Source organism: Bacillus sp. BSL6 (genome assembly GCF_052928345.1).
Map to the genome: position 1 here is coordinate 237,843 of NZ_JAVGCW010000006.1, position 22,619 is coordinate 260,461.

The window sequence follows — 22,619 nt, forward strand, 5'->3', positions numbered from 1 at the left end:
CTTTTATCGTTTTTCTATTTTTTCCAACGCTTTTTGCGGAATTGATTCTTTCGGGATTTCAGCCCATCCTTTTCCTTGCATACCTTTTGCATAAATTTTTATAAAAGCACCCGTATGCAATTCACGGTTCATCATTCTTTTAATAACCTGTAACTTTCCATCTTCTGTATACCCTTTAAAAGTATACAAGTATTCTCCGTCTTTTTTCTCACCTTTATCTATAACCGCATAATAATCTTGTATTTCTTTATTTGAAAAGAAGTTGTCTACAAAAGCATGTACACCTTCTGTTTTTGTGTTCAAATAATACGCTGTTCCACCTAGAATGATGGCGAATACAACTAAAACTTTAATTACCAATTTCATATATGAGCCTCCTGTTTGCACTTCTTTTTCCCTAGTCATATATCTGTACTTGTATTATACGAAAAATGACATACTATACTCTATCTAAACACCTTACACTTTCCTTACATTATTGTAAGGCATCTTCACCTTATGGCAATTTCTCAATAAAAAATTTTTCCGTTTCATGAACTTTTATATTATTATTGAATGATACAAATTTTTATTACAAAAATCAAAGGAGACAGTTTTCAAATGGCTATCTTGCAAGGTTTAGCACTATTACTTGTTGTACTTTGTCTATTTACACTTTTTAGTTACCGTGCTCCTTACGGCATGAAAGCAATGGGTGCTTTAGCTAATGCAGCAATCGCAAGTTTTCTTATTGAAGCATTTCACCGTTATATCGGTGGAGAAATGTTTCATAATGACTTTCTACAATCAGTAGGAGAAGCTTCCGGTAGTATGAGCGGTGTCGCAGCAGCGATTTTAGTCGCATTAGCAATCGGTGTTTCACCCGTATATGCTGTTTTAATCGGTATCGCTACTAGTGGATTTGGTATTTTACCAGGATTTTTCGCTGGATACGTTTGTGCCTTCGTCGTGAAATTTCTCGAAAAGAAATTACCGGCTGGTGTAGAGTTTTTAGCAATTTTATTTATCGCTGCACCAATCTCACGCGGAATGGCAATGCTTATGGATCCGCTCGTGAACGCAACGCTCGGTAAAATCGGTTCTATGATTTCAGTTGCAACTACAGAAAGTCCTATCATTATGGGTATTATGCTTGGTGGATTAATAACAGTTATTTCTACCTCTCCACTGAGTTCTATGGCACTCACTGCAATGCTTGGATTAACAGGTTTACCAATGGCAATTGGTAGTCTTGCTGTAGCAGCCTCAGCTCCAATGAACTTTATTTTCTTTAAGCGACTAAAAATTTGCTCAAAGAAAGACACAATCGCTGTAGCAATCGAGCCTTTAACACAAGCCGATGTTGTTTCAGCAAATCCAATTCCAATTTATGCGACAAACTTCGTTGGCGGTGCACTTGCTGGTATTATTACATCTCTGTTCCAGCTCGTTAATAATGCACCAGGAACAGCATCACCAATCCCAGGACTTCTTGTTTTATTCGGATTTAATGACGTTGTAAAAGTAACAATTGCTGCTATATTATGTGGAATCGTTACCACGATTGTTGGATACATCGGATCAATTGTGTTCCGTAAATATCCAATTCGCTCTGCTGATGACATTCGCGGCATTACTTCGGAAGAGAAGGTTGCATAAGAAAAAGAGCTATTCCCGTTGTTTTGGAATAGCTCTTTTTAATGTTACGTAATGGTAAATGAAATTATATCGACGATTTTTCAAATATATCGATCACAACTCAAAATATATCAACGATTTTTTCATTATATCGACGATTCGACAAGACATATCGACTTACCGACACATAACGACAAAATAAGAGCCCCTAATCATATAGAGGGCTCTTATTTTATCCAGCTACAGCGGATTCCGCTTTTATTTCACCCAACCGAGCAGCATTTCCCGCACGAATTTGCTTGCTGCGACTGGTGTTTGATCACTATGGTCGTAGACAGGAGCTACTTCTACTAAGTCTGCTCCAACTACATTTATATTTGAATTTGCAATTGCTACGATGGAATCTAATAATTCTTTAGATGTGATACCACCAGCTTCTAACGTTCCTGTTCCTGGAGCGTGAGCTGGGTCTAATACATCAATGTCGATTGTGACATAGACTGGGCGTCCTGCAAGTTTCGGTAATACTTCTTTTAACGGTTCTAATACGTCAAATTTATATAAGTTCATACCTACTTCTTTCGCCCATTCAAATTCTTCCTTCATTCCAGAACGAATTCCGAAAGAATATACGTTTTCCGGACCAATTAAATCACACACTTTACGAATTGGTGTAGAGTGGGATAAAGGCTCCCCTTCATACGATTCACGTAAATCAGTATGAGCATCCATATGGATGATTGCTAAATCCGGATATTTTTTTGCCATTGCCTTAAAAATTGGCCAAGACACTAAGTGCTCACCGCCGAGACCTAGTGGAAACTTATCGGCATCTAAAAGTTTTGATACATATTCTTCAATCATGTCTAAGCTGCGCTGTGCGTTTCCGAATGGTAATGGAATATCACCCGCATCAAAATATTTTACCTCTTCTAGTTCACGATCTAAATACGGACTATATTCTTCAAGACCGATTGATACTTCACGAATACGTGCAGGGCCAAAACGAGATCCCGGACGGTAACTTACTGTCCAATCCATAGGCATCCCATAAATAACTACCTTCGACTCTTCAAAACTTGGATGACTTTTAATAAATACTTTACCTGAATAAGCTTCATCAAAACGCATATTCTTTTCCTCCTTATGTGGAACTTAAGGTATCCCAACCTTTCATTATTTCTCAAATTTGGAGCGAATTGCTCCTCTTTCTCGATTTACCGGGTCTTCTATTTCATACAAAGAAGACAATTTTCTTTACAGAAGTGTAAATAGCTAGCATGTTCAAGTCTTCTGGACAAACACCTTAAATGAGCTATTTACACTTTATTTGTTCCGTGCGATTCTCTTACTTAATTAAATCGCCAACAAATTTCGGTAATGCGAATGCTGCATTGTGTAATTCTTTTGTGTAGTATTTCGTTTCGATTTCGTGGAAACGCTCTTCACTTACTTCTAATGGATCATGTTTTTTAGATCCGATTGTGAACGTCCAAAGACCGCTTGGGTAAGTTGGAATGTTCGCTGTGTATAAACGAGTAATTGGGAAAATCTCTTTTACATCTTTAAACACAGTTGTAATTAGTTCTGGCGTAAACCAAGGGTTGTCCGTTTGTGCAACGAAAATACCATCTTCTTTTAACGCTTTTGAAATTCCAGCGTAGAAGCCTTTTGTAAATAGGTTTACTGCTGGTCCTACTGGCTCAGTAGAATCTACCATAATTACGTCATATTCATTTTCGCTTTCTGCGATATGTAGGAAACCGTCTCCTACTTTTACTTCTACACGCTCATTATCTAATGCACCTGCAATTGATGGTAAGTACTGTTTAGAGTACTCAATTACTTTTCCATCGATTTCAACAAGAGTTGCTTTCTTTACGCTTGGGTGTTTTAACACTTCACGAATAACACCGCCATCGCCGCCACCTACAACTAATACGTTTTCAGGGTTTGGATGTGTAAATAAAGGTACGTGCGCTACCATTTCATGATAAACGAACTCATCTTTTTCTGTTGTCATAACCATGCCATCTAAAATAAGCATGTTTCCGAACTCTTCCGTTTCGACCATATCAAGTTTTTGGAATTCTGTTTGCTCCGTATGTAATGTGCGGTTAATACGCGCCGTAATCCCAAAATGTTTTGTTTGTTTTTCAGTGAACCATAGTTCCATCGTACAATCACGCCTTTCAATGCAAATTTATAATAGGGACATCATTAATGTCCCCTAACAAAAATAAAACAAAACATCCAAAATGTATAGTTAAAAGTACAAAAATACCGAAAATATATTTTAGTCAGAGGGTTCTAACATATGTGCAGGAAGGGTTTGCACCGTAAAAGGAAAGAAAACCCTTTCTTAAGAAAGGGCTTTTGTCTCTATTTCTACTGGTTTACGAATTGGAATTAGGATCATAATACAACCAACTAACACCACGATTCCACCTACTAAAAACGGACTTTGTGGTGAAACAGTATGACCGATAATTCCTGATAAAATCGGAGCAATTGCGCCACCTAACCAACGAACGAAGTTATAAACACCAGATGTAACAGATCTTTCATAAGGTGAAATATCCATTACATAACTTGTAAATAATGCATTATTTAATCCTGATGCTAATCCTGATAGAACAATTAATACAATTTGTAACCACATAATTTTCACGAAGAATGGTGCAATTAAGAACAGCGCAAATACGAGTAAACTGCCTTTCAACAATGTTTTCGGCTCATATTTCCCTTCTAGCTTATGTGCTAAAATTGCAGAACCGTAAGCTAACGCGAGTCCCCATCCACAAAATACAAAACCTAATTGAATAGCAGATAAATGCATAATAAGTGGTGAATATGCTAACACAACGAAAAATCCGTAGTAGTATAACATTCCTGAAATGGCGCCTTGCATAAACGGCTTATACTTCACCAGGTTAAGTAATTCTCCTACGCCTGCCGCTTTACGCTTCACTTTTCGCTCTGGTTCTTTCACAAAGAAGAAAACTAAAATAAATGCTAAGAAAATTAAAATACTCGTCGCAAAAAATGGGTAACGCCAAGAATGTCCACCTAATATCCCACCTAATAATGGTCCACCTGCCATTCCTAAACCGATAGCTGCTTCATATAACCCTACTGCTTCATGAACTTCTTTACTTAATGCAATCAATAAAGTCATCGCCGTTGCGAAGAACATCGCATTCCCTAATCCCCATCCAGCGCGGAAAAGAGATAACTGAGCAATCGTTTGCGATATACCGCATATAAACGCAAATACAGTCACGATCGCAAGACCGATTGTCATCATTCGTTTATCACCAAATCTCGATGCAAATATTCCAGCTGGTAACATCATAATTGCCATCGTTAAAATATATGCTGTAAATAACATCTCTACTTGCCAATGCGATGCACCAATCTTTTCAGCAATAATTGGCAAAATTGGATCGACTACCCCTATACCTGAAAAGGCAAGGAAAGTAGCCAACACTGTAATCAATCTCCCTAGTTTTTGTTTGCTCTCCATTTTGATTACTCTCCTTTTGTATTCTCTAAAAATGTCACTGCACGATGTAAGCTGTCTTCAAGTTCTCCCTTTACACGCTGCATTTGCTCCATTTTCTCGTCTAGCGTTTGCACTTGTTTTTCAAGCATCTCTTTAATTTCTTGAATCACTTCACGATCACGGGGATTCTCACTATTTCTTCTTTGCTCCATTCTTTCTTTTAACGATAAAAAATGTTGCATTTCTTGAAGCGTAATCCCTAACACTTCTTTCGCTTCCACAATTCTTTTAATTCTAGCGATATCTTCGTCTGTATACAGGCGAATGTTCCCCTCACTACGTTCTGGGGGATGAATTAAACCAATTTCCTCATAATAACGAAGTGTACGTTTTGTTAAACCAACTTGCTTTGTAACTTCATCAATCTTATACATGTTTATTCCTCCCTTCACTCGATTATTACATTTTACGTTAACGTTAACTTTTGTGCAACTGTTAGACTTTTGTAAATGTTTGTCATATTAAATTGTATTTTTTCAAAAGCAGTTTCATAATGAAAGAAAAGAAATGATAAGGAGAATTTCACATGAGTAATCCACTTATTTTCGCTCATCGCGGCGTAAAAGGAACACATCCAGAAAATACGATGATTGCCTTCCAAGAAGCTGAACGCATCGGCGCCCATGGCATTGAACTTGATGTCCACCTATCAAAAGATGGTGAACTTGTCGTAATTCACGATGAAACAGTCGATCGTACAACGAATGATGTAGGTCTTGTCTCTGAAAAAACGGTAGAAGAGTTACAAACTTTAGATGCCGGCAGCCATAAAGATCCTTCTTTCCATGAAGCAAAAATCCCAACGTTACGCGAAGTATTCATTTGGTTATCTACAACAAAGTTACAGCTCAACATTGAGTTAAAGACAGATGTCATTCACTATCCAAACATTGAAGAAAAAGTTGTTGCTCTCGTTCGAGAATATCATCTTTCTAATCAAATTGTATTCTCTTCATTTAATCACGACTCTGTTTCATTATTAGCAGAAATTGCTCCTGAAATCCCAAGAGCAATTTTATATGATACACCACTTGCTGATCCTATCGCTGAAGCAAAAACTAGAGATGCAACTGGTTTACACCCAAACTTTCAACTACTAACAAAGGAATTTGTTCAACTCGCGCAAAAACAAGGGTACGTTTTCCGCCCTTACACAATTAACGAATACAAAGATTTGCAAACTATGATTGATTATGGCGTGGATGTCATTATTACCGATTGGCCAGCACGTGCATTTGAGCTCCTTTCTTAATTGAAGGAGCTCTTTATTTTCAAAATTTCATTGTTTAAAATAATCGAAAACCCTCAATACTAATACAATAATGTTTGTATGAATGAGGGGCTGAAAAAGATGGATCAAACTATGAATCCAAAACTTAAAAAATATAAACGTCTTTTCTTCACCGTAATGTTTTCTTCTGTTCTTTTTTTCGTTTTTTCCTTTTTTGTTATTATTATAGTTGCAAAAATTATGGGACCTCCTCCTGTCGCTGTCCCGCAAACAAGTGTCTTTTATGCTAACGATGACACTGTTATAGGACAAAGTAATGAGGTACAAAAACGATACAATGTATCTCTCAAGGAAATTTCTCCTTACGTAAAAGAGGCAACACTTTCTATCGAAGATCAAAGATTCTACAAACATCATGGCTTTGATATGAAGCGTATCGCTGGTGCCATTGTTGCTGATTTAAAAGCGATGGCAAAAGTCCAAGGCGCTAGTACGATTACACAACAGTATGCCCGTAACCTATACTTAGATCATGATAAAACGTGGAAACGTAAACTATTAGAAGCAATGTACACAATCCGTCTTGAAGTGAATTATAATAAAAATCATATTTTAGAAGGATATTTAAATACAATTTATTACGGGCATGGTGCTTATGGAATCGAAGCTGCGTCCCGTCTATATTTTGATAAAACAGCAAAAGAATTAACATTAGCGGAAGCTAGTATGCTCGCGGGTATACCAAAAGGACCTAGTGTCTACTCTCCCTTTTTAAAAAAAGATCGTGCGAAAGAACGACAATCTCTTATATTAGATGAAATGGTAGAACAAGGCTATATTACGAAGAAACAAGCAGCTTCAGCGAAGAAGGAGCCACTAACCTTCGCCTCATTAGATACGAAAAAGGTGGCAGAGGTTGCACCTTATTTCCAAGATGCTGTACAAGCTTCTCTTCTTCGTGATATCGGATTAGATGAGCAAGCGTTACAAAAAGGCGGCTTGCGTATTTATACAACGCTAGACCCGAAATTACAATCGGTTGCAGAACAAGCTGTAAAAGACCACATACCTGACACGACAAACATACAAACTGCGCTCGTCTCTATGAATCCAAAAACAGGTGAAGTAGCTGCCCTTGTTGGTGGAACTGATTATAATACAAGTCAATTTAACAGGGCTACACAGGCCGCTCGCCAGCCTGGATCTACATTTAAGCCATTTCTATATTATGCGGCATTAGAACGAGGATTCACCCCTGCTACGCGCTTAAAAAGCGAATACACCGTGTTCACTTTAGGTGACGGTGTTTCAAAGTATAAACCGAAAAACTATAAAGACTATTATGCAGACGATTTTGTAACAATGGCGCAAGCTCTTGCGGTCTCTGATAACGTATATGCCGTGAAGACCAATTTATTTTTAGGCGAAGACATTCTTACAAAAACGGCGAAGCAATTCGGCATTAAAAGTGCATTAAAAGATGTCCCTTCCCTCGCGCTCGGTACATCTCCTGTAAAACCAATTGAAATGGTTAACGCTTATAGCATGTTCGCAAACGGGGGAAAAGAAGTAAAACCTATTTTCATTCGCCGCATTATGGATCATGAAGGAAATATTTTATACGATGCTCATTTGGAGAGTAAACAAGTTCTTGATAAGAGCAAAGCATTTGTGATGGAAGAAATGATGACAGGCATGTTTAATAAAAAACTAAGCAGTTATGCTGCTGTAACTGGTCAATCAATGTTATCTAAACTATCAAGAACCTATGCCGGAAAATCTGGTTCTACTGAAACAGATAGTTGGATGATTGGGTTTACCCCGCAACTCGTAACTGGCGTATGGGTTGGATATGATCAACCTAAATCAATTTCAAACGTAGCAGAACAAGGCTATGCGAAAAGAATATGGACTGATACGATGGAGAAAGGCTTAGATGGACAACCTAAAAAAGAGTTTAAACAACCAAGTGACGTCGTTGCAGTCGATATTAACCCTGAAAACGGGAAAATCGCTACAAAAAATTGTCCAATTTCAGTGAAAATGTATTTTGCAAAAGGCACAGAACCAACTGAATATTGTATGGATCACGTTGATGATAAAGAGGAATTTGAAAAGACAACTGAAGAAAAGAAAAAAACAAGTTGGTGGAAGAAATATCTTCCTTGGTAGAATATCAAGCTATTTCACTGAACGTGGAATAGCCTCCTAGTCGAATCGTTGATATATTTTCATACAACAAGCCAAAATAAAAAGGATGTCTCACTAGTCGATTGTTGACTAGTGAGACATCCTTTTCTTTTATTCACTTAATAAAGCACGGCGCAATTCTTCGCTAGACTCGTTCCAAATCGCTTCATTATGTTCTTTTAAGAATGTACCAAGTACTTTTTTAGATGATTCGTCCATATGTTCAACCATAATGTGACGCTTCAATGATTTATCCATTTTGTTTACGTGCTCTGGAAGTGACTTATATCCGCGGCGAATTTCACGGTCAACTGTCATTTCACAAGCTGTTACACCTGCGTAATACGCACCTGTTGCTGTTCTTTCAATCGTTACCCATACAAGCCAGTATGGTTTTCCGTTTGGAACTTCATCTTTATTTGTTAAAAACTTAATACCTTTTTCTACTGTACTACGTGCATGCATCGCACCGATATCAACAAATGCTGTTTTCTCTAGTACATCGACAAATACAGGTGAAATGTTTTCTAGACTTAATGCCCCAACGCCAAAACCACCATGTCCATCTGTTGAATCATTTTTCACGATATTAAAACCGATTTTTTTCTTTTTCTCTGTCATATGTAAATTCCTCCTCACTTAATGATTATAAAAGGCCAAAAATAGGCGCAATAATACTGTTTAAAAATGCAAATACGTATGGAATGACAACATTAAAAATAGGTTGGATTGTGTAATTGCTAAGCGGTGTAATAACAAGAATTAATAACGCAATTGCCCCGTATTTTTCATACTGTGTCATTTTTGCACGAATATTTGTTGGTGCTAAATCCTCCACTACGCGATATCCATCAAGTGGCGGGATTGGTAATAAGTTAAAGACAAGTAAAACGATATTCAACATAATAAAAATCTGGAAAAATTGAGCTAGCGTATCTGCTACTGCAAATGGAATTGAGTCTAATACACCAAATGTTAATAAGCTATACCAAATAATTAAACCGATTGCGCTTAAAATTAAGTTACTAATCGGTCCTGCAATTGAAACTAATATACCTGCAAGACGAGGTCTTTTAAAGTTATATGGGTTAACAGGAACTGGTCTCGCCCAACCAAAACCAAGAATTAATACAGCAATCATCCCGATAGGATCTAAGTGTGCCATCGGTGATAAAGTTAAGCGACCTTGCCGCTTTGCTGTATCGTCTCCAAATTTATATGCAACATATGCATGCGCAAATTCATGCACAGATAACGCAATAATAATGGCCATTGCTACCAAAGGAATTTGGTGCAACGGGTATCTAAATAACTGATCCATGCTTCATCTCCTCTTCAATATGTCAAAAAAAGAAATTATTTGTTTTTTGATTGTTCTTCCCCATAATCCGCTATAATAAGAGTGTAACTTACATAAAAGGAGCGATTATATATGCCATACGTAACAGTGAAAATGCTAGAAGGACGCACAGAGGAACAAAAGAAAGCTCTTGCTGAGAAAGTAACAGCAGCAGTAAGCGAAACAACTGGTGCTCCTGAAGAAAACATCGTTGTTTTCATCGAAGAAATGTCTAAAAACCATTATGCAGTTGGCGGAAAACGCTTAAGCGACAAATAATTTCAAGTTCTTTCATAAGAAGCAGCTTTTAGCTGCTTCTTATTTTTTTCCTTCGAGTAACTCGATGATTCTCTCTTTATATTTTCCTTTTCTTCCATCTTCATAGATTAAATCATGTGGATAGAATAATTTTTGATCCCTTCTCTTCTTACCAGTAATCGCCTCAACAATATCCGATTCACGTGAAAGCTCTCTAAGCTCCCCATTTGGCATAAGAAGTAAGATTGGCAAACGTTCCTCTTCTTCACCAGCACGGTAAAAGTCGTACGGTAAATCTGATGTTGAATCAACTACTAAATAATATTCGGGATCAAGTCCAATCTTTTTGAATAAGCTACTTAATTCCATCCAATTATCTAAACCGTGCTTATCTGTAAACTCTACATATTTAAATAGGTTTCGATTCATAAAACGACGGCATAAATCACTTAAAATTGGATCCTCTTCGTCTTGCCATACTTGGAAGTAATAATACATAACGTTCTCGTCTAACTTTAAATAATCCTCTACTGTTACTTCTTCTTCAAATAAAGAATAGAAATGAACCGGATGATTTTTAAATGTATAGTACTTCTCGTGCAATGATTTTGCACGGTGTAAAATCTTCGTTAAAATAACTTCAGCACTGCGTGTTACTGGATGGAAATATACTTGCCAGTACATTTGATAACGACTCATAATATAATGTTCAACAGCATGCATACCACTATTTTTAATAACTACTTGATTTCCGTACGGACGCATAACGCGCAGTATACGTTCCATATCAAAGTTTCCATACTTTACGCCAGTGAAATACGCATCTCTTAATAAATAGTCCATGCGATCTGCATCAATTTGACTGGAAATCATGCTAATCGCTAATTTATTAGTAGATGTTTTTGCGATTACATCCGCTACCTTTTGCGGAAAGTCTTTATCCACACGACTTAATACGCGATTAATTTCTGTATCTCCAACGATAATCTTTTGCGTAAATTTCTCATGATCTAATGAAAATACTTTCTCAAACGAATGAGAAAATGGGCCGTGACCGACATCATGAAGTAATGCCGCACATAAGCATAATAATCTATCTTCAGCATTCCAGTTCGGTCTGCCATCAAACACATCATCAATCATACGACGAATAATTTCATATACACCTAACGAATGAGTAAAGCGACTATGCTCTGCACCGTGAAATGTAAAAAATGTCGTTCCAAGCTGCTTAATACGGCGCAAGCGTTGAAATTCTTTCGTTCCGATTAAATCCCAAATAACACGATCGCGCACGTGCACATATTTATGTACCGGGTCTTTAAACACTTTTGTTTCGCTGAGTTTGTCGTTTAAATATACCACTTTCCGACATCCCCCTTTCTTTACTGCATTCTTACTATATATTATAAACGAAATAGGAAACAGAAAGAAATGAAAGACTATATTAATTGCCCTTATATAAAGAAAAAATCACTTTTACCGGAGTAAAAGTGACCTCTTTTTATATATTATTTCCCTAAAACGAACTCAGCAACTTCATCTAGGATCATTTCTTTACCTAGTGGGAAGTAACCTTTGTTTAATTCTTCGTTTTTAATTGTAAATACGTGGTTGTTTTTAACAGCGTTCATATTTTTCCAAATTGATTCTTCTTGGAATTCTTTTAGGCGCTGAGAACCGTCACCAGTCGTAAATACGAATAAGTAATCTGGGTTGTAATCGATTAAAGCTTCTTTTTGTACTTGTACTAACGGTTTATCAGTTGGTGTACCTTTAACTGCTGGTAATTTTAAATCATTAAAGATTACACTACCGTAACCGTAGTCACCGTATACACGGAAAGCGTTTGGATATGCAGCCATTTTCATGAATTTAGCATCGCCAGTTTTCGCAACGATTTTGTCATGTAATTTGCTTGCTTTTTCGTCATACTGTTTGAACCATTCTTTTGTTTCTTTCTCTTTACCGAAGATTTGACCTACTTCTTCGAATTTTGGACGCCATTGGTCTAATGGAGTTTTTAACATAACTGTTGGTGCAATTTTAGATAATTGATCATAAATCTTTTCTTGACGATTATTTACAAGAATTAAGTCTGGTTTTGCAGCAGCTACTGCTTCGATGTTAATTTTATCTCCCCAAGCAGAACCAACTGGTTTTACGTCTTTTAATTTCTTTTCAATATGTGCATCAATTTTTTCTTGAGATGTATTAGCAGTAATAATTGGTTTCATACCAAAGATTAATAATTCTTCTGTTGAACCACTAAGGTCAGCAATTTTCTTGGGATTTGCAGGGATTTTAATTTCCCCTTTTGCATGTTGTACAGTGCGCTCTTCAGTCTTCGCATCCTTCGCATCTGCTTTCTTTTCTTCTTTGTTAGAACAAGCTGCAAATAGTACAGAAGTAACGACTAGTACCATTGCTAATAACGCCATTTTAAAATTCTTCATGTTCCCACTCCTTCTAGCTGTATTTCTCTTATAAGTTACAGTGAACTATAAGAAACAAGGTTAACAATTAATAAATATATATTGATTAATTGTTGCTTATGCCCCCGTTCTAACGGGTGTTCAACTTCCTATTTACTAATAAGAAGCTCAACGTCCATTAGAAGCCCCCCTCTTTACGAGGGGGATTCTACTTATGCTTTTTTACGCAATTGATTACTAATCATCGCTAAATCATACGTTAAACAAATTGGCTTACAGTTTACTGGACATGGAACAATTTGAGCTTCAATCTCAAATACATTACGAAGTGTTTCACTCGTCATCACTTCATCTGGCGTTCCTTGTTTCATTAACTTACCAGCTTTTAATGCAATCATATGATCTGAGAAACGAGAAGCATGGTTTAAGTCATGGATAACCATAACAATCGTTCTACCTTCTTCTTCATTTAACTTTTTCAATAAGTTTAATACTTCTAATTGATGAGCCATATCTAAGTACGTTGTCGGTTCATCTAATACGAGTAATTCTGTCCCTTGTGCAAGAGCCATCGCAATCCATACGCGTTGACGTTGCCCACCTGATAATGCCTCTGCTGGACGATTTGCGAATTCTGTCATTCCCGTCACTTCAAGTGCCCAATGAATGTAGCGATAATCCTCTTCTTTCAACGTTCCAAATCCTTTTTGATGAGGAAAGCGTCCATATGAAACGAGTTCAAATACAGTAAGGCCAGTTGGTACTTCTGCAGTCTGTGGTAAAATTGCCATTTTCTTTGCGATTTCTTTCGTTGGTTGTTTCTCGATTGCTTTTCCGTCAAGATAAACAGTACCCTTTTTCGCTTTCAAAATACGAGAAGCCGTTTTTAATAATGTGGACTTTCCACAACCATTTGGTCCAATAATTGTTGTAATTTTCCCTTCCGGAATTTCAACTGTTAATCCATCAATAATTAACCCTTCATTATAGCCAACAGATACCGCATCAACTGCTAAAGTTGCCATACAAAAAGCCTCCCTTTACTTTGTCCTCATAAGTAAGTATATAAAATACGGTGCACCAATTACAGAAATAACAAGACCGACCGGTATTTCTGAAGTTGGTAACACACTTCTTGAAATTACGTCTGCGAATAAAAGTAAAAACGTTCCTATTAGTGCAGCTGTAGGCAGCATAATTTGATGTTTCCCACCAACAAGGCGCCTCGCTAAATGGGGAGCCATTAAACCGATAAAACCAATTCCTCCGGCAACAGCGACAGATGCACCTGCTAAACAAACTGCAATAAATAATAATTTACGTCTTTCCTTTTCTACGTTTACACCAAGACCAACTGCTGTAGAGTCGCCTAGGTTCATTACATTTAGTATGTGTGCTTTACTAATAGCTAGTGGCAAGAAAATAACCATCCATGGAAGGACACTTAGCACGAACTTCCAATCTGTGCCCCAAAGACTTCCTGCTAACCAAATCGTAGCAAAGCGGAAATCGTTAGATGTCATCTTCATAGAAAAAATTAAACTAACAGCACCAAACCCAGCTGCAACAGCGATACCCACAAGTATCAATCGAGTCGATGAAACGCCGTCTTTCCATGCTAGTAAATAAATAATAACAGCTGCTAATATCGCTCCAACTAGTGCGAAGAACGGAAGGATGAATACAGATAAAAATGTACCAGTTCCTACTTTCCCGAAGAAAAAGTAGACAAAGATAACAACTGTTAATCCCGCTCCAGCGTTAATACCGATAATACCTGGATCAGCAAGTGGATTTCGTGATAACCCTTGCAAGATCGCACCTGACATAGCTAAAGCAGATCCAACTAATATAGCAATGACCATACGCGGCATACGGAATTCAAATAAAATAACAGACTGATCTTCAGCCCCGAGTCCAACCAATGACTTTAATACGTCCATTGGCGGTATTTTAAATGTCCCGGTATTTAAACTCACTAAAAATACAGTAACGATTAATCCTACTAAAATTGTTAAAACCGAAACGTTCTTTTTTGTTAAGACACTTGTCCTCACATTTTTCCTCTCCCTTCGTTACGTGCTAAGTAGAGGAAGAATGGAACCCCAATTAGCGCTGTAATTGCTCCAATTGGCGTTTCAAACGGCGGATTAATAACGCGAGATAACATATCTGCACATTCAATTAACAGCCCGCCTAAGACCGCAGAACATGGAATAACCCATCTATAGTCTGAGCCTACAAGGAAACGAGTCATATGTGGGATGACAAGACCAACAAATCCAACCGATCCTGCCATAGAAACTGCCGAACCTGTTAACACAAGAACAAGTACTGTCCCGATAAATTTAATTAATGTCGTATTTTGACCAAGTCCAATCGCAATTTCTTCACCGAAGCTTAAAATTGTAATATACCTCGACATCATAATTGCAATGAAGAGACAAACTAGGCCAATCGGTACTAACATATTAATACTTTCCCATTTCACTCCAGCAACTCCGCCTGCATTCCACATACTTACCTCTTGGGCAAGATTGAAATATAGCGCAATTCCAGATGAAATGGCCCCTAATAAAGCACTAATCGCGGCACCCGCTAAAGCTAATTTCACAGGCGTTAATCCACCTGGTGAAGAAGATCCAATTCCATATACAATGCTCGCTCCAAACGCAGCACCAATAAAAGATGCGATAACGAACATTAAATAAGGTGAATTAGGGAAGAATGCATACATAATTGCAATTCCAAATACAGCCCCATCTGTAATCCCCATTAACGATGGTGATGCTAGTGGATTTCGCGTCATACCTTGCATAATTGCTCCTGATACCGCTAAAAAGGCACCTGCTACTACGCCCCCTATTGCTCTAGGCATGCGAAGTTCTTGAATTACATTATGATGCGTAATAGAACCGTCAAACTGAAATACAGCTTGCCATACAGTCTTTAAACTAATATCTGCAGCACCAAACGAAATAGACAGTGCCATGCTTAAAGCTAACAAAATTGTACCTGCTACTAAAATAATAGAAGCAATGAGCGGCCTGCTCTTAATCTCTTTAACATTCACATCTTGCTGTTCTATACTCCTTGCGCTCGCTTCCATCCCTCAACCATCCTAACCAACAACATATGTTTAATTTAATGAAATGAAATTTATTCTCAAATAGCAATAAAAAAATTAAATGAATCGGCCCTTTTCTGATAATGATTCTCAGAATCAGACACCTTCTATTCTACCTATCGCTTCAAAAGACTGTCAACCATTATTTTGAAATACAAATTCATATAGGCCAAGACCTTAATAAATAGATAATGCCTATCTGTCATGAACTATTATCATCACCAGTTAAGCTTTCTCAGAATAGATTCTTCCTCTTATGGGCATAAAAAAAGAAGAGTAATCTGTTCACTCTTCTTTTCCTTACTTATTTAACTTCGCCTCAATTTTTACAATTAATTCGTCTTCTGTTGGCGCTGCAACTGGACGATTATTTACAAATGCGAATGATTTTTTACGGCCAGGGCCACAGTAAGACTGACATCCAACTTCAATCGTTGCACATGAATCTACTTTTTTTAGCTTTGGAATCAGCGTTTTAACGTTCGTTGCCTGACAATCATCACACACACGAAATTCGTTTCCCATTATATAACACTTCCTCTATTTTAAACTTTTCTCAAGTACATTTAAAAATAAACACTAAATGGTATTTTACCGCTCTTTGAAGCTCGTTGCAAGTTTCCTTTCGACGCTCTTTCCTCATATAATGCTACATATTTATATGTTTTCCTACAGCAGCTTCCGTCATTCTTGGCAAAATTTATCCCGCTTTAATGGGCAATAAGATCCCTACCTTAAAATTCAGCGAAAGCAAAGAAGTTAGGTAGGGGATGAAGAACCTCCCCACTGATGAAAGTTTCACTTTATACCTCTCATCGAAATCTACCATATTTTTAAAAGCTTTGTATAAAAGCTCACTTTTTTGCCCATTATAAAAATAGGAAGTTCATAAAAAGAAAGGGAGTTGAATCTATGAAAGTAAGACAAGATGCTTGGACGGATGAGGATGATTTATTACTTGCTGAAACTGTACTTCGTCACGTTCGAGAAGGAAGTACCCAATTAAATGCATTTGAAGAAGTAGGAGACAGATTAAATCGTACATCGGCTGCCTGTGGTTTCCGTTGGAATGCTGTTGTTCGCTATAGCTATGAACAAGCTCTTCAACTAGCAAAAAAACATCGTAAAGATAAAATGCGTGCTGCAAGTGGTGAACAAGCGAAAAAACGTTTACTTTATACACCACCAGCTTCAGATTCGATAACTAATTATGAAGAGTTCGTACAAGAGGAATCAATTGTACAATATAAAGAAGCTACTCCATATCAAGAAACTACCGTTCCTACTGCAAAAGGCTCTATGACAATGCAAGATGTTATTTATTTTTTACAAACAGTCGGATCTTCAAATATAAAAGTGACAGCTCTTGAAAACGAGAATACGAGATTGAAACAAGAAATTAAATCACAAATCCTTCGAAATGAAGAACTAGAAAAGAAACTGGAAAAATTAGAAAAACAATCTCATACTGTACAAGAAGATTACGAAACACTTATGAACATTATGAACCGCGCTCGTAAGCTGGCAGTCATGGATGAAGAAGAACGTTCTCAAACATCTTTCCGAATGGATCGAAACGGTAATTTAGAAAAAATTGCAGAGTAAAAAGGATGCATTACATGCATCCTTTTTGTTATTTCACTTCAACCATATGTGCTTCTTCTACTTTAGAATCCCTCTTTATATCTGGAAAAATCTTTTCCTTTGGATTCTCTTTAAAGGATGCTAAACCAATTGTTTTTACCGGTTCACTTATTTTTGCATATTCTGCATCACTAACAACTGCATACATATCTGTATATTTACGCGCATCACCAATTACTACATTGCCTTCGTACTTCATTTTCTTTCCATCAATTACTACATCTTTTTGTTCCTCTTTAGCAAATACAATTCCAGCTTCATCAGAAATAGCCGGCAATGCTTTAATAGGTTCTACATCTTCTTTCACTACTTTTTTCAGCATGTTTTCCTTTACTATCTTCTCAGCCGTTGTTTTATTCATGATTAAAACCTTTTTCCCATTAACAGTACCTAGTTTAGCTTCAAATTTATTTTGAGATTCAATTTTATCTTTATATTGATCCATTGTTTGTTGAACGCCTGTTTCATCTCCGTACATAACAACACCCGTTGCTTGTGGTGCAATCATATCCATAATAGAACAGCCACTAAATACAGCAGCTGACATAATCGCTACGATTCCTAATTTAACATTTTTCATTTGTATGCCTCCTAAAATCAATAATTACATCTCTTAGTTTAGCCATCTTAGATCATTTAACCAATTCACTTTCCTTACAACAACCTTACAATTCAGTAAGATTTTCTCTTAAAAACTACTTTCATTATTTTTTGCTATAATAGAGATTGTCATTTTAAAGATAAGGGGTTAGTTATATGAGCAATTCCCGTTCCATTTTATCTCAGCCAGAGTGGCGTATTGTAGATCAGTCTAGTTTGGGACCAACATTCCATGCATTGCAGTCATTCGCAATGGACGACACATTATGCACGAGTATCGGAAATGGTCAATCAGCTGCAACAATGCGTTCTTGGGTTCATCACAATACAATTGTTCTTGGCATTCAAGATTCACGCCTACCGCACTTGGAAGAAGGTATTTCCTTTTTAAAAGAAAACAACTTCAATGTTATCGTTCGTAATTCTGGCGGACTTGCAGTCGTACTTGATGAAGGTGTGTTAAACGTATCGCTTTTATTCCAAGAGACGGAAAAAGGTATCGATATTGATCTTGGATACGATACAATGTGGCATTTAATTCAGGAAATGTTAAAGGATTACGATGTTACAATTGAGGCAAAAGAAATCGTTGGTTCTTACTGCCCTGGTAGCTACGATTTAAGTATTCGCGATCAAAAATTTGCTGGTATTTCACAGCGCCGTATTCGCGGTGGTGTCGCTGTCCAAATTTATCTCTGTGCTACAGGAAGTGGCTCTGAACGTGCCGCACTCGTTCGTGATTTCTACAACCTAGCCATTCAAGGAGAAGAAACACGCTTTACTTATCCTGAAATTGTACCGAGTACGATGGCTTCACTTTCAGAATTACTTGGCGAAACCATTACAGTACAAGATTTAATGATGCGCCTTTTAAAAACATTGCAACAATTCGCTCCAAAGTTAACACCATCTCAATTAACAATAGATGAAATACCTTTATATGAGACGAATTTACAACGTATTATTGATCGTAACAATAAAGCACTTGGCTTAGAAAAATAAAGACCGTCGCTATTTTAGCGACGGTCTTTATTTCAATTCGTTATAGAATTAAAGTGCTTGAGCTGCTGTAATTAAAGCTAACTTGTACACTTCTTCTTCGTTACATCCACGAGATAGGTCGTTTACAGGCATGTTTAAACCTTGTAAGATTGGTCCTACTGCTTCGAAGTTACCTAAACGTTGAGCGATTTTGTAGCCGATATTACCAGCTTCTAAGCTTGGGAATACGAATACGTTAGCATCACCTTTAATTGTAGAACCTGGAGCTTTTTTCTCAGCTACAGATGGTACGAATGCAGCATCGAATTGGAATTCTCCATCTAGAGCTAATTCTGGAGCCATTTCTTTTGCAATGCGAGTTGCTTCTACAACTTTTTCTGTTTCTGGAGATTTCGCAGAACCTTTTGTAGAGAAGCTTAACATAGCAACGCGTGGATCAATGCCGAATAGTTCAGCAGTTTTCGCACTTTCGATACCAATTTCAGCTAAATCTTGGCTATTTGGTGCAATGTTAATTGCACAATCAGCGAATACATATTTCTCTTCTTCACGTACCATGATGAATACGCCAGAAGTTTTTGTAACGCCTGGTTTTGTTTTAATGATTTGAAGTGCTGGACGAACTGTATCAGCTGTAGAGTGAGCTGCACCACTTACTAAACCGTGTGCTTTACCCATGTATACAAGCATTGTACCGAAGTAGTTTTCGTCTTTAAGGATTTTGCGAGCGTCTTCTTCAGTTGCTTTACCTTTACGGCGTTCAACGAAAGATGCTACCATTGCATCCATTTCTTCGTATGTAGCTGGATCGTAAATATCAACGCCTGCTAATGTTAAATTCATGCTAGCAGCTTTTGCGCTAATTTCTTCTTTATTACCAACTAAGATTGGTTTTACTAACTCTTCTTTTGCTAAACGCTCTGCAGCGCCTAAAATTCTTTCATCAGTTCCTTCAGGAAGTACGATAGAAATGCCTTTTCCTTGAACTTTTTCTTTTACTGTTGTAAATAAGTTGCTCACGAATAAACCCTCCTACATATGTTAAAAAAACTCTATCTTTAAGAATACTTCTTTTCCTCTATATTTTAAACTTATAGCTCCCAAAAAATAGATAAAATAAAAATGATTATATTTTCATAAAATTCAGCCGTTAAATTCACCTTGCTTAAACACTTAAATGTGACAATTTTATGCGCCAAGGTTTTATATAGATGATTTTAAAACTATATATGCTATAGTTAACGTGTAAAACTATCATTAACTGAGGTGAATAGAATGAGTGAAGCAACAACAACGTTAGATGGCTGGTATTGTTTACATGATTTACGTTCTATTGATTGGGCTGCATGGAAAACATTATCTAGCGACGAACGCGGACAAGCTGTGTCTGAATTTTTAAATGTCGTTGAAAAATGGAACGACGTAGCTGCTGCAAAAAAGGGCAGTCACGCAATGTATACAGTTGTTGGCCAAAAAGCTGATATTATGCTTATGATTTTACGTCCAACAATGGAAGAGTTAAATGAAATTGAGACAGAATTGAATAAAACAACTTTAGCTGAATATATGGTTCCTGCATACTCTTACGTATCTGTTGTTGAACTAAGCAACTACCTTCCAGCTGATGAAGATCCATACCAAAATCCACAAATCTTAGCTCGCTTATATCCTGAGTTACCGAAAGCAAATCATATTTGCTTCTATCCAATGGACAAGCGTCGCCAAGGTGATGACAACTGGTACATGCTTCCGATGGAGGAACGTAAGAAAATGATGTACAGTCATAGTAAAATTGGTCGCCAGTATGCAGGTAAAGTACGCCAAGTTATTTCAGGATCTGTTGGATTCGACGATTTTGAGTGGGGCGTAACATTATTCGCTGACGATGTTCTTCAATTTAAAAAACTTATATATGAAATGCGCTTCGATGAAGTAAGTGCTCGTTATGGTGAATTCGGAACATTTTTCGTTGGAAACATTTTACCAGACGAAAAGGTAGAGAAATTTTTACACATATAAACCGTGAAAAAGGAACGAAATTCGTTCCTTTTTTTATTCCCCTCTATATTTCTCCTCAAAAAACTTCTTTTTTCCGCAAATTTGAACAAAAATCGACAAATCCCTTCTAAATACCTTACAAAATTGTAACCTTTCTATATCCAAATTTATGCTAAAATGGTACGAGCTATATGCTAATAACGATGCGAAGGTGATAATGTATATGAAGAAAATCTTTTCTATTTTACTAGCGTTTCTATTGTCAATTTCTTCCTTAGGAGTAACAACATCCCATGCGGAAGGAAAAATACACATTGAGGCAGCTGCTGCACTTCTATTTGATGCAGATACAGGAAAAATACTGCATGAACAAAATCCAGATGAATTACTAGCTATCGCTAGTATGTCAAAATTAATTGTTGTTTATGCCGTGTTAGAAGCAATTAAAGAAGGAAAAATCACTTGGGATACAAAGGTAAATATTTCCGATTACGCTTATGAAGTTTCACGTAATAATGAATTCTCTAACGTGCCGTTCGAAAAAGGACGTCAATATACTGTAAGAGAACTATATCATTCTATCGTTATCTTCTCTGCAAACGGTTCTAGTATTGCCTTAGCAGAACTTCTTGCAGGAAGTGAGAAAAACTTCTTAAATCTTGCAAATGAACATGCAAAAAAACTAGGGTTAAAGAAATATAAATTTGTAAACGCTACTGGTTTAAATAACGCTGACTTAAAAGGAAAACATCCTGAGGGTACTGATCCAAATACAGAAAACTCTATGTCAGCTCGCGATATGGGTATACTTTCAAAAGCAATGATTACAAAGTATCCAGAAATGCTAGAGGATACAAAACAAAGATTTAGAAACTTCCCAGATAATCATCCGAAACCAATTCGTATGGAAAACTGGAACTGGATGTTACCAGGAGCTGCTTTCGCTTATGAAGGTACTGATGGTTTAAAAACCGGAAGTTCTGATACAGCTGGATACGGATTTACTATTACTGCTAAACGTGGTGATGTACGTCTTATTTCGGTTATTATTAAAACAAAATCAATGGACGAGCGCTTCACAGAATCTCGTGAGTTAATCGAATACGGGTTTAATAACTTCGAAAAACAAAAACTAAAGGTCGATAAAAACAATACACTCTCTGTCGTACAAGGGAAAGAAGATCAAGTAACTGTTGCACCGGAAAAAGAAATAACCGTAATTGCGAAGAAAGGTAGCAAAAATCCTTATAAAATTGGGACTGAAGTTGATAAATCTCTTGCTGAAGATGGTCATTTAGTTGCTCCTATTAAGAAGAATGCCAAAGTAGGTTCGATTACTTTAGAATCAACTGATAAATATGGTTTCTTAGACGGTAGTAAAAGTATGAAAGTTACTGCAAAAACGACAGAAGAAGTTGAAAAAGCAAATTGGTTTGTGCTAACAATTCGCTCTATCGGTGATTTCTTCTCAAACTTATGGTCTAAAGTTTTTTAATAAAAAAGCTGGCTCACGCTAGCTTTTTTTATTTTCCACTCCCAATGTAAAACTTCGTTTGGTTGTCATATCTGAGCCCTTTTCCTCATACGTATGAACTAGTAATTGTTACACACTT

At 37.0% G+C, this 22,619-nt stretch carries 23 protein-coding genes; 8 read left to right on the forward strand and 15 right to left on the reverse strand.

Features of this window, described 5'->3' with window-relative positions; genetic code table 11:
• Positions 1 to 3: 3 nt before the first annotated feature.
• Positions 4 to 366, reverse strand: coding sequence for a YxeA family protein (locus RCJ96_RS20275; RefSeq protein ID WP_000779936.1), 363 nt, complete (start codon positions 364 to 366; stop codon positions 4 to 6).
• A gap of 234 nt (positions 367 to 600) precedes the next feature.
• Between RCJ96_RS20275 and RCJ96_RS20280 the strand changes: the two genes are divergently transcribed.
• Positions 601 to 1,638, forward strand: a complete 1,038-nt coding sequence (locus tag RCJ96_RS20280; protein ID WP_000996317.1) for a PTS sugar transporter subunit IIC — start codon at positions 601 to 603, stop codon at positions 1,636 to 1,638.
• A 237-nt stretch (positions 1,639 to 1,875) separates the two neighbouring features.
• On the opposite strand, the gene speB is transcribed toward RCJ96_RS20280, so the two are convergent.
• From speB to RCJ96_RS20300, 4 genes are all read right to left on the reverse strand, one after another.
• Positions 1,876 to 2,748, reverse strand: a complete 873-nt coding sequence (gene speB, locus RCJ96_RS20285) for an agmatinase (protein WP_001209831.1) — start codon at positions 2,746 to 2,748, stop codon at positions 1,876 to 1,878.
• 217 nt (positions 2,749 to 2,965) lie between these two features.
• Positions 2,966 to 3,793 carry a polyamine aminopropyltransferase gene (gene speE / locus RCJ96_RS20290; RefSeq protein ID WP_000424696.1) on the reverse strand — a complete coding sequence of 276 codons (828 nt, stop codon included), beginning with the start codon at positions 3,791 to 3,793 and terminating at the stop codon, positions 2,966 to 2,968.
• 186 nt (positions 3,794 to 3,979) lie between these two features.
• Positions 3,980 to 5,143, reverse strand: coding sequence for an MFS transporter (locus RCJ96_RS20295; RefSeq protein WP_446699837.1), 1,164 nt, complete (start codon positions 5,141 to 5,143; stop codon positions 3,980 to 3,982).
• Between the two features lie 5 nt (positions 5,144 to 5,148).
• Positions 5,149 to 5,556: a MerR family transcriptional regulator gene (locus RCJ96_RS20300; RefSeq protein WP_000276568.1), complete on the reverse strand. Its 408-nt coding sequence runs from the start codon at positions 5,554 to 5,556 to the stop codon at positions 5,149 to 5,151.
• 152 nt (positions 5,557 to 5,708) lie between these two features.
• Here RCJ96_RS20300 and RCJ96_RS20305 point away from each other — a divergent pair, with 152 nt between their 5' ends.
• Together RCJ96_RS20305 and RCJ96_RS20310 are read left to right on the forward strand one after the other, a co-directional pair.
• Complete coding sequence (locus tag RCJ96_RS20305; protein ID WP_242304440.1) at positions 5,709 to 6,434, forward strand: glycerophosphodiester phosphodiesterase; 726 nt, start codon at positions 5,709 to 5,711, stop codon at positions 6,432 to 6,434.
• Positions 6,435 to 6,533: 99 nt separating this feature from the next.
• Positions 6,534 to 8,585: a transglycosylase domain-containing protein gene (locus tag RCJ96_RS20310; RefSeq protein WP_416503997.1), complete on the forward strand. Its 2,052-nt coding sequence runs from the start codon at positions 6,534 to 6,536 to the stop codon at positions 8,583 to 8,585.
• Positions 8,586 to 8,714: 129 nt separating this feature from the next.
• Here RCJ96_RS20310 and RCJ96_RS20315 read toward each other — a convergent pair whose 3' ends face one another.
• Both RCJ96_RS20315 and RCJ96_RS20320 read right to left on the reverse strand, forming a co-directional pair.
• The gene (locus tag RCJ96_RS20315) at positions 8,715 to 9,224 is read right to left on the reverse strand and encodes a YwhD family protein (protein WP_000136688.1); all 510 of its coding nucleotides are present in this window, start codon (positions 9,222 to 9,224) and stop codon (positions 8,715 to 8,717) included.
• Positions 9,225 to 9,249: 25 nt separating this feature from the next.
• Positions 9,250 to 9,924, reverse strand: a complete 675-nt coding sequence (locus RCJ96_RS20320; protein WP_000372461.1) for a site-2 protease family protein — start codon at positions 9,922 to 9,924, stop codon at positions 9,250 to 9,252.
• 111 nt (positions 9,925 to 10,035) lie between these two features.
• Here RCJ96_RS20320 and RCJ96_RS20325 point away from each other — a divergent pair, with 111 nt between their 5' ends.
• Positions 10,036 to 10,221, forward strand: a complete 186-nt coding sequence (locus RCJ96_RS20325) for a 2-hydroxymuconate tautomerase (protein WP_001147171.1) — start codon at positions 10,036 to 10,038, stop codon at positions 10,219 to 10,221.
• Positions 10,222 to 10,260: 39 nt separating this feature from the next.
• On the opposite strand, the gene RCJ96_RS20330 is transcribed toward RCJ96_RS20325, so the two are convergent.
• From RCJ96_RS20330 to RCJ96_RS20355, 6 genes are all read right to left on the reverse strand, one after another.
• A complete protein-coding gene (locus RCJ96_RS20330) occupies positions 10,261 to 11,565 on the reverse strand; it encodes an HD domain-containing protein (protein ID WP_000262739.1) in 1,305 nt (434 codons plus the stop codon).
• A 146-nt stretch (positions 11,566 to 11,711) separates the two neighbouring features.
• A complete protein-coding gene (locus tag RCJ96_RS20335) occupies positions 11,712 to 12,656 on the reverse strand; it encodes an ABC transporter substrate-binding protein (RefSeq protein WP_000787743.1) in 945 nt (314 codons plus the stop codon).
• A gap of 191 nt (positions 12,657 to 12,847) precedes the next feature.
• On the reverse strand, positions 12,848 to 13,660 hold the full coding sequence (locus RCJ96_RS20340; RefSeq protein ID WP_000212060.1) for an ABC transporter ATP-binding protein: 813 nt from the start codon (positions 13,658 to 13,660) through the stop codon (positions 12,848 to 12,850).
• Positions 13,661 to 13,675: 15 nt separating this feature from the next.
• Positions 13,676 to 14,692, reverse strand: a complete 1,017-nt coding sequence (locus RCJ96_RS20345) for a FecCD family ABC transporter permease (protein WP_001260776.1) — start codon at positions 14,690 to 14,692, stop codon at positions 13,676 to 13,678.
• Entirely contained in the window at positions 14,689 to 15,744 is a 1,056-nt protein-coding gene (locus RCJ96_RS20350) for a FecCD family ABC transporter permease (protein ID WP_000388276.1), read from the reverse strand. Before RCJ96_RS20350 ends, RCJ96_RS20345 begins: the two co-directional genes overlap by 4 nt.
• A 318-nt stretch (positions 15,745 to 16,062) precedes the next feature.
• A complete protein-coding gene (locus tag RCJ96_RS20355; protein WP_000526077.1) occupies positions 16,063 to 16,287 on the reverse strand; it encodes a DUF1450 domain-containing protein in 225 nt (74 codons plus the stop codon).
• Between the two features lie 387 nt (positions 16,288 to 16,674).
• On the opposite strand from RCJ96_RS20355, the gene RCJ96_RS20360 reads away from it, so the two are divergent.
• The gene (locus RCJ96_RS20360; protein WP_000868375.1) at positions 16,675 to 17,367 is read left to right on the forward strand and encodes an RsfA family transcriptional regulator; all 693 of its coding nucleotides are present in this window, start codon (positions 16,675 to 16,677) and stop codon (positions 17,365 to 17,367) included.
• Positions 17,368 to 17,395: 28 nt separating this feature from the next.
• Here RCJ96_RS20360 and RCJ96_RS20365 read toward each other — a convergent pair whose 3' ends face one another.
• A complete protein-coding gene (locus RCJ96_RS20365; protein ID WP_074608052.1) occupies positions 17,396 to 17,986 on the reverse strand; it encodes a lipoprotein BA_5634 family protein in 591 nt (196 codons plus the stop codon).
• Positions 17,987 to 18,162: 176 nt separating this feature from the next.
• On the opposite strand from RCJ96_RS20365, the gene RCJ96_RS20370 reads away from it, so the two are divergent.
• Positions 18,163 to 19,008 (forward strand): lipoate--protein ligase family protein, encoded by an 846-nt coding sequence (locus RCJ96_RS20370; RefSeq protein WP_000071956.1) that lies wholly within the window; start codon positions 18,163 to 18,165, stop codon positions 19,006 to 19,008.
• Positions 19,009 to 19,056: 48 nt separating this feature from the next.
• On the opposite strand, the gene pta is transcribed toward RCJ96_RS20370, so the two are convergent.
• On the reverse strand, positions 19,057 to 20,028 hold the full coding sequence (gene pta, locus RCJ96_RS20375; RefSeq protein WP_000067214.1) for a phosphate acetyltransferase: 972 nt from the start codon (positions 20,026 to 20,028) through the stop codon (positions 19,057 to 19,059).
• A 255-nt stretch (positions 20,029 to 20,283) separates the two neighbouring features.
• Between pta and hemQ the strand changes: the two genes are divergently transcribed.
• Both hemQ and RCJ96_RS20385 read left to right on the forward strand, forming a co-directional pair.
• A complete protein-coding gene (gene hemQ / locus RCJ96_RS20380) occupies positions 20,284 to 21,027 on the forward strand; it encodes a hydrogen peroxide-dependent heme synthase (protein ID WP_001287585.1) in 744 nt (247 codons plus the stop codon).
• Between the two features lie 196 nt (positions 21,028 to 21,223).
• Positions 21,224 to 22,501 (forward strand): serine hydrolase, encoded by a 1,278-nt coding sequence (locus tag RCJ96_RS20385; RefSeq protein ID WP_270795508.1) that lies wholly within the window; start codon positions 21,224 to 21,226, stop codon positions 22,499 to 22,501.
• Positions 22,502 to 22,619 lie beyond the last annotated feature (118 nt).

What these genes read in the sequence shown, in the direction of transcription:
- RCJ96_RS20275 (WP_000779936.1), bottom strand. Translation starts at nt 366, where the DNA reads ATGAAATTGGTAATTAAAGTTTTAGTTGTATTCGCCATCATTCTAGGT.
- RCJ96_RS20280 (WP_000996317.1), top strand. Translation starts at nt 601, where the DNA reads ATGGCTATCTTGCAAGGTTTAGCACTATTACTTGTTGTACTTTGTCTA.
- speB (WP_001209831.1), bottom strand. Translation starts at nt 2,748, where the DNA reads ATGCGTTTTGATGAAGCTTATTCAGGTAAAGTATTTATTAAAAGTCAT.
- speE (WP_000424696.1), bottom strand. Translation starts at nt 3,793, where the DNA reads ATGGAACTATGGTTCACTGAAAAACAAACAAAACATTTTGGGATTACG.
- RCJ96_RS20295 (WP_446699837.1), bottom strand. Translation starts at nt 5,143, where the DNA reads ATGGAGAGCAAACAAAAACTAGGGAGATTGATTACAGTGTTGGCTACT.
- RCJ96_RS20300 (WP_000276568.1), bottom strand. Translation starts at nt 5,556, where the DNA reads ATGTATAAGATTGATGAAGTTACAAAGCAAGTTGGTTTAACAAAACGT.
- RCJ96_RS20305 (WP_242304440.1), top strand. Translation starts at nt 5,709, where the DNA reads ATGAGTAATCCACTTATTTTCGCTCATCGCGGCGTAAAAGGAACACAT.
- RCJ96_RS20310 (WP_416503997.1), top strand. Translation starts at nt 6,534, where the DNA reads ATGGATCAAACTATGAATCCAAAACTTAAAAAATATAAACGTCTTTTC.
- RCJ96_RS20315 (WP_000136688.1), bottom strand. Translation starts at nt 9,224, where the DNA reads ATGACAGAGAAAAAGAAAAAAATCGGTTTTAATATCGTGAAAAATGAT.
- RCJ96_RS20320 (WP_000372461.1), bottom strand. Translation starts at nt 9,924, where the DNA reads ATGGATCAGTTATTTAGATACCCGTTGCACCAAATTCCTTTGGTAGCA.
- RCJ96_RS20325 (WP_001147171.1), top strand. Translation starts at nt 10,036, where the DNA reads ATGCCATACGTAACAGTGAAAATGCTAGAAGGACGCACAGAGGAACAA.
- RCJ96_RS20335 (WP_000787743.1), bottom strand. Translation starts at nt 12,656, where the DNA reads ATGAAGAATTTTAAAATGGCGTTATTAGCAATGGTACTAGTCGTTACT.
- RCJ96_RS20340 (WP_000212060.1), bottom strand. Translation starts at nt 13,660, where the DNA reads ATGGCAACTTTAGCAGTTGATGCGGTATCTGTTGGCTATAATGAAGGG.
- RCJ96_RS20350 (WP_000388276.1), bottom strand. Translation starts at nt 15,744, where the DNA reads ATGGAAGCGAGCGCAAGGAGTATAGAACAGCAAGATGTGAATGTTAAA.
- RCJ96_RS20355 (WP_000526077.1), bottom strand. Translation starts at nt 16,287, where the DNA reads ATGGGAAACGAATTTCGTGTGTGTGATGATTGTCAGGCAACGAACGTT.
- RCJ96_RS20360 (WP_000868375.1), top strand. Translation starts at nt 16,675, where the DNA reads ATGAAAGTAAGACAAGATGCTTGGACGGATGAGGATGATTTATTACTT.
- RCJ96_RS20365 (WP_074608052.1), bottom strand. Translation starts at nt 17,986, where the DNA reads ATGAAAAATGTTAAATTAGGAATCGTAGCGATTATGTCAGCTGCTGTA.
- RCJ96_RS20370 (WP_000071956.1), top strand. Translation starts at nt 18,163, where the DNA reads ATGAGCAATTCCCGTTCCATTTTATCTCAGCCAGAGTGGCGTATTGTA.
- hemQ (WP_001287585.1), top strand. Translation starts at nt 20,284, where the DNA reads ATGAGTGAAGCAACAACAACGTTAGATGGCTGGTATTGTTTACATGAT.
- RCJ96_RS20385 (WP_270795508.1), top strand. Translation starts at nt 21,224, where the DNA reads ATGTATATGAAGAAAATCTTTTCTATTTTACTAGCGTTTCTATTGTCA.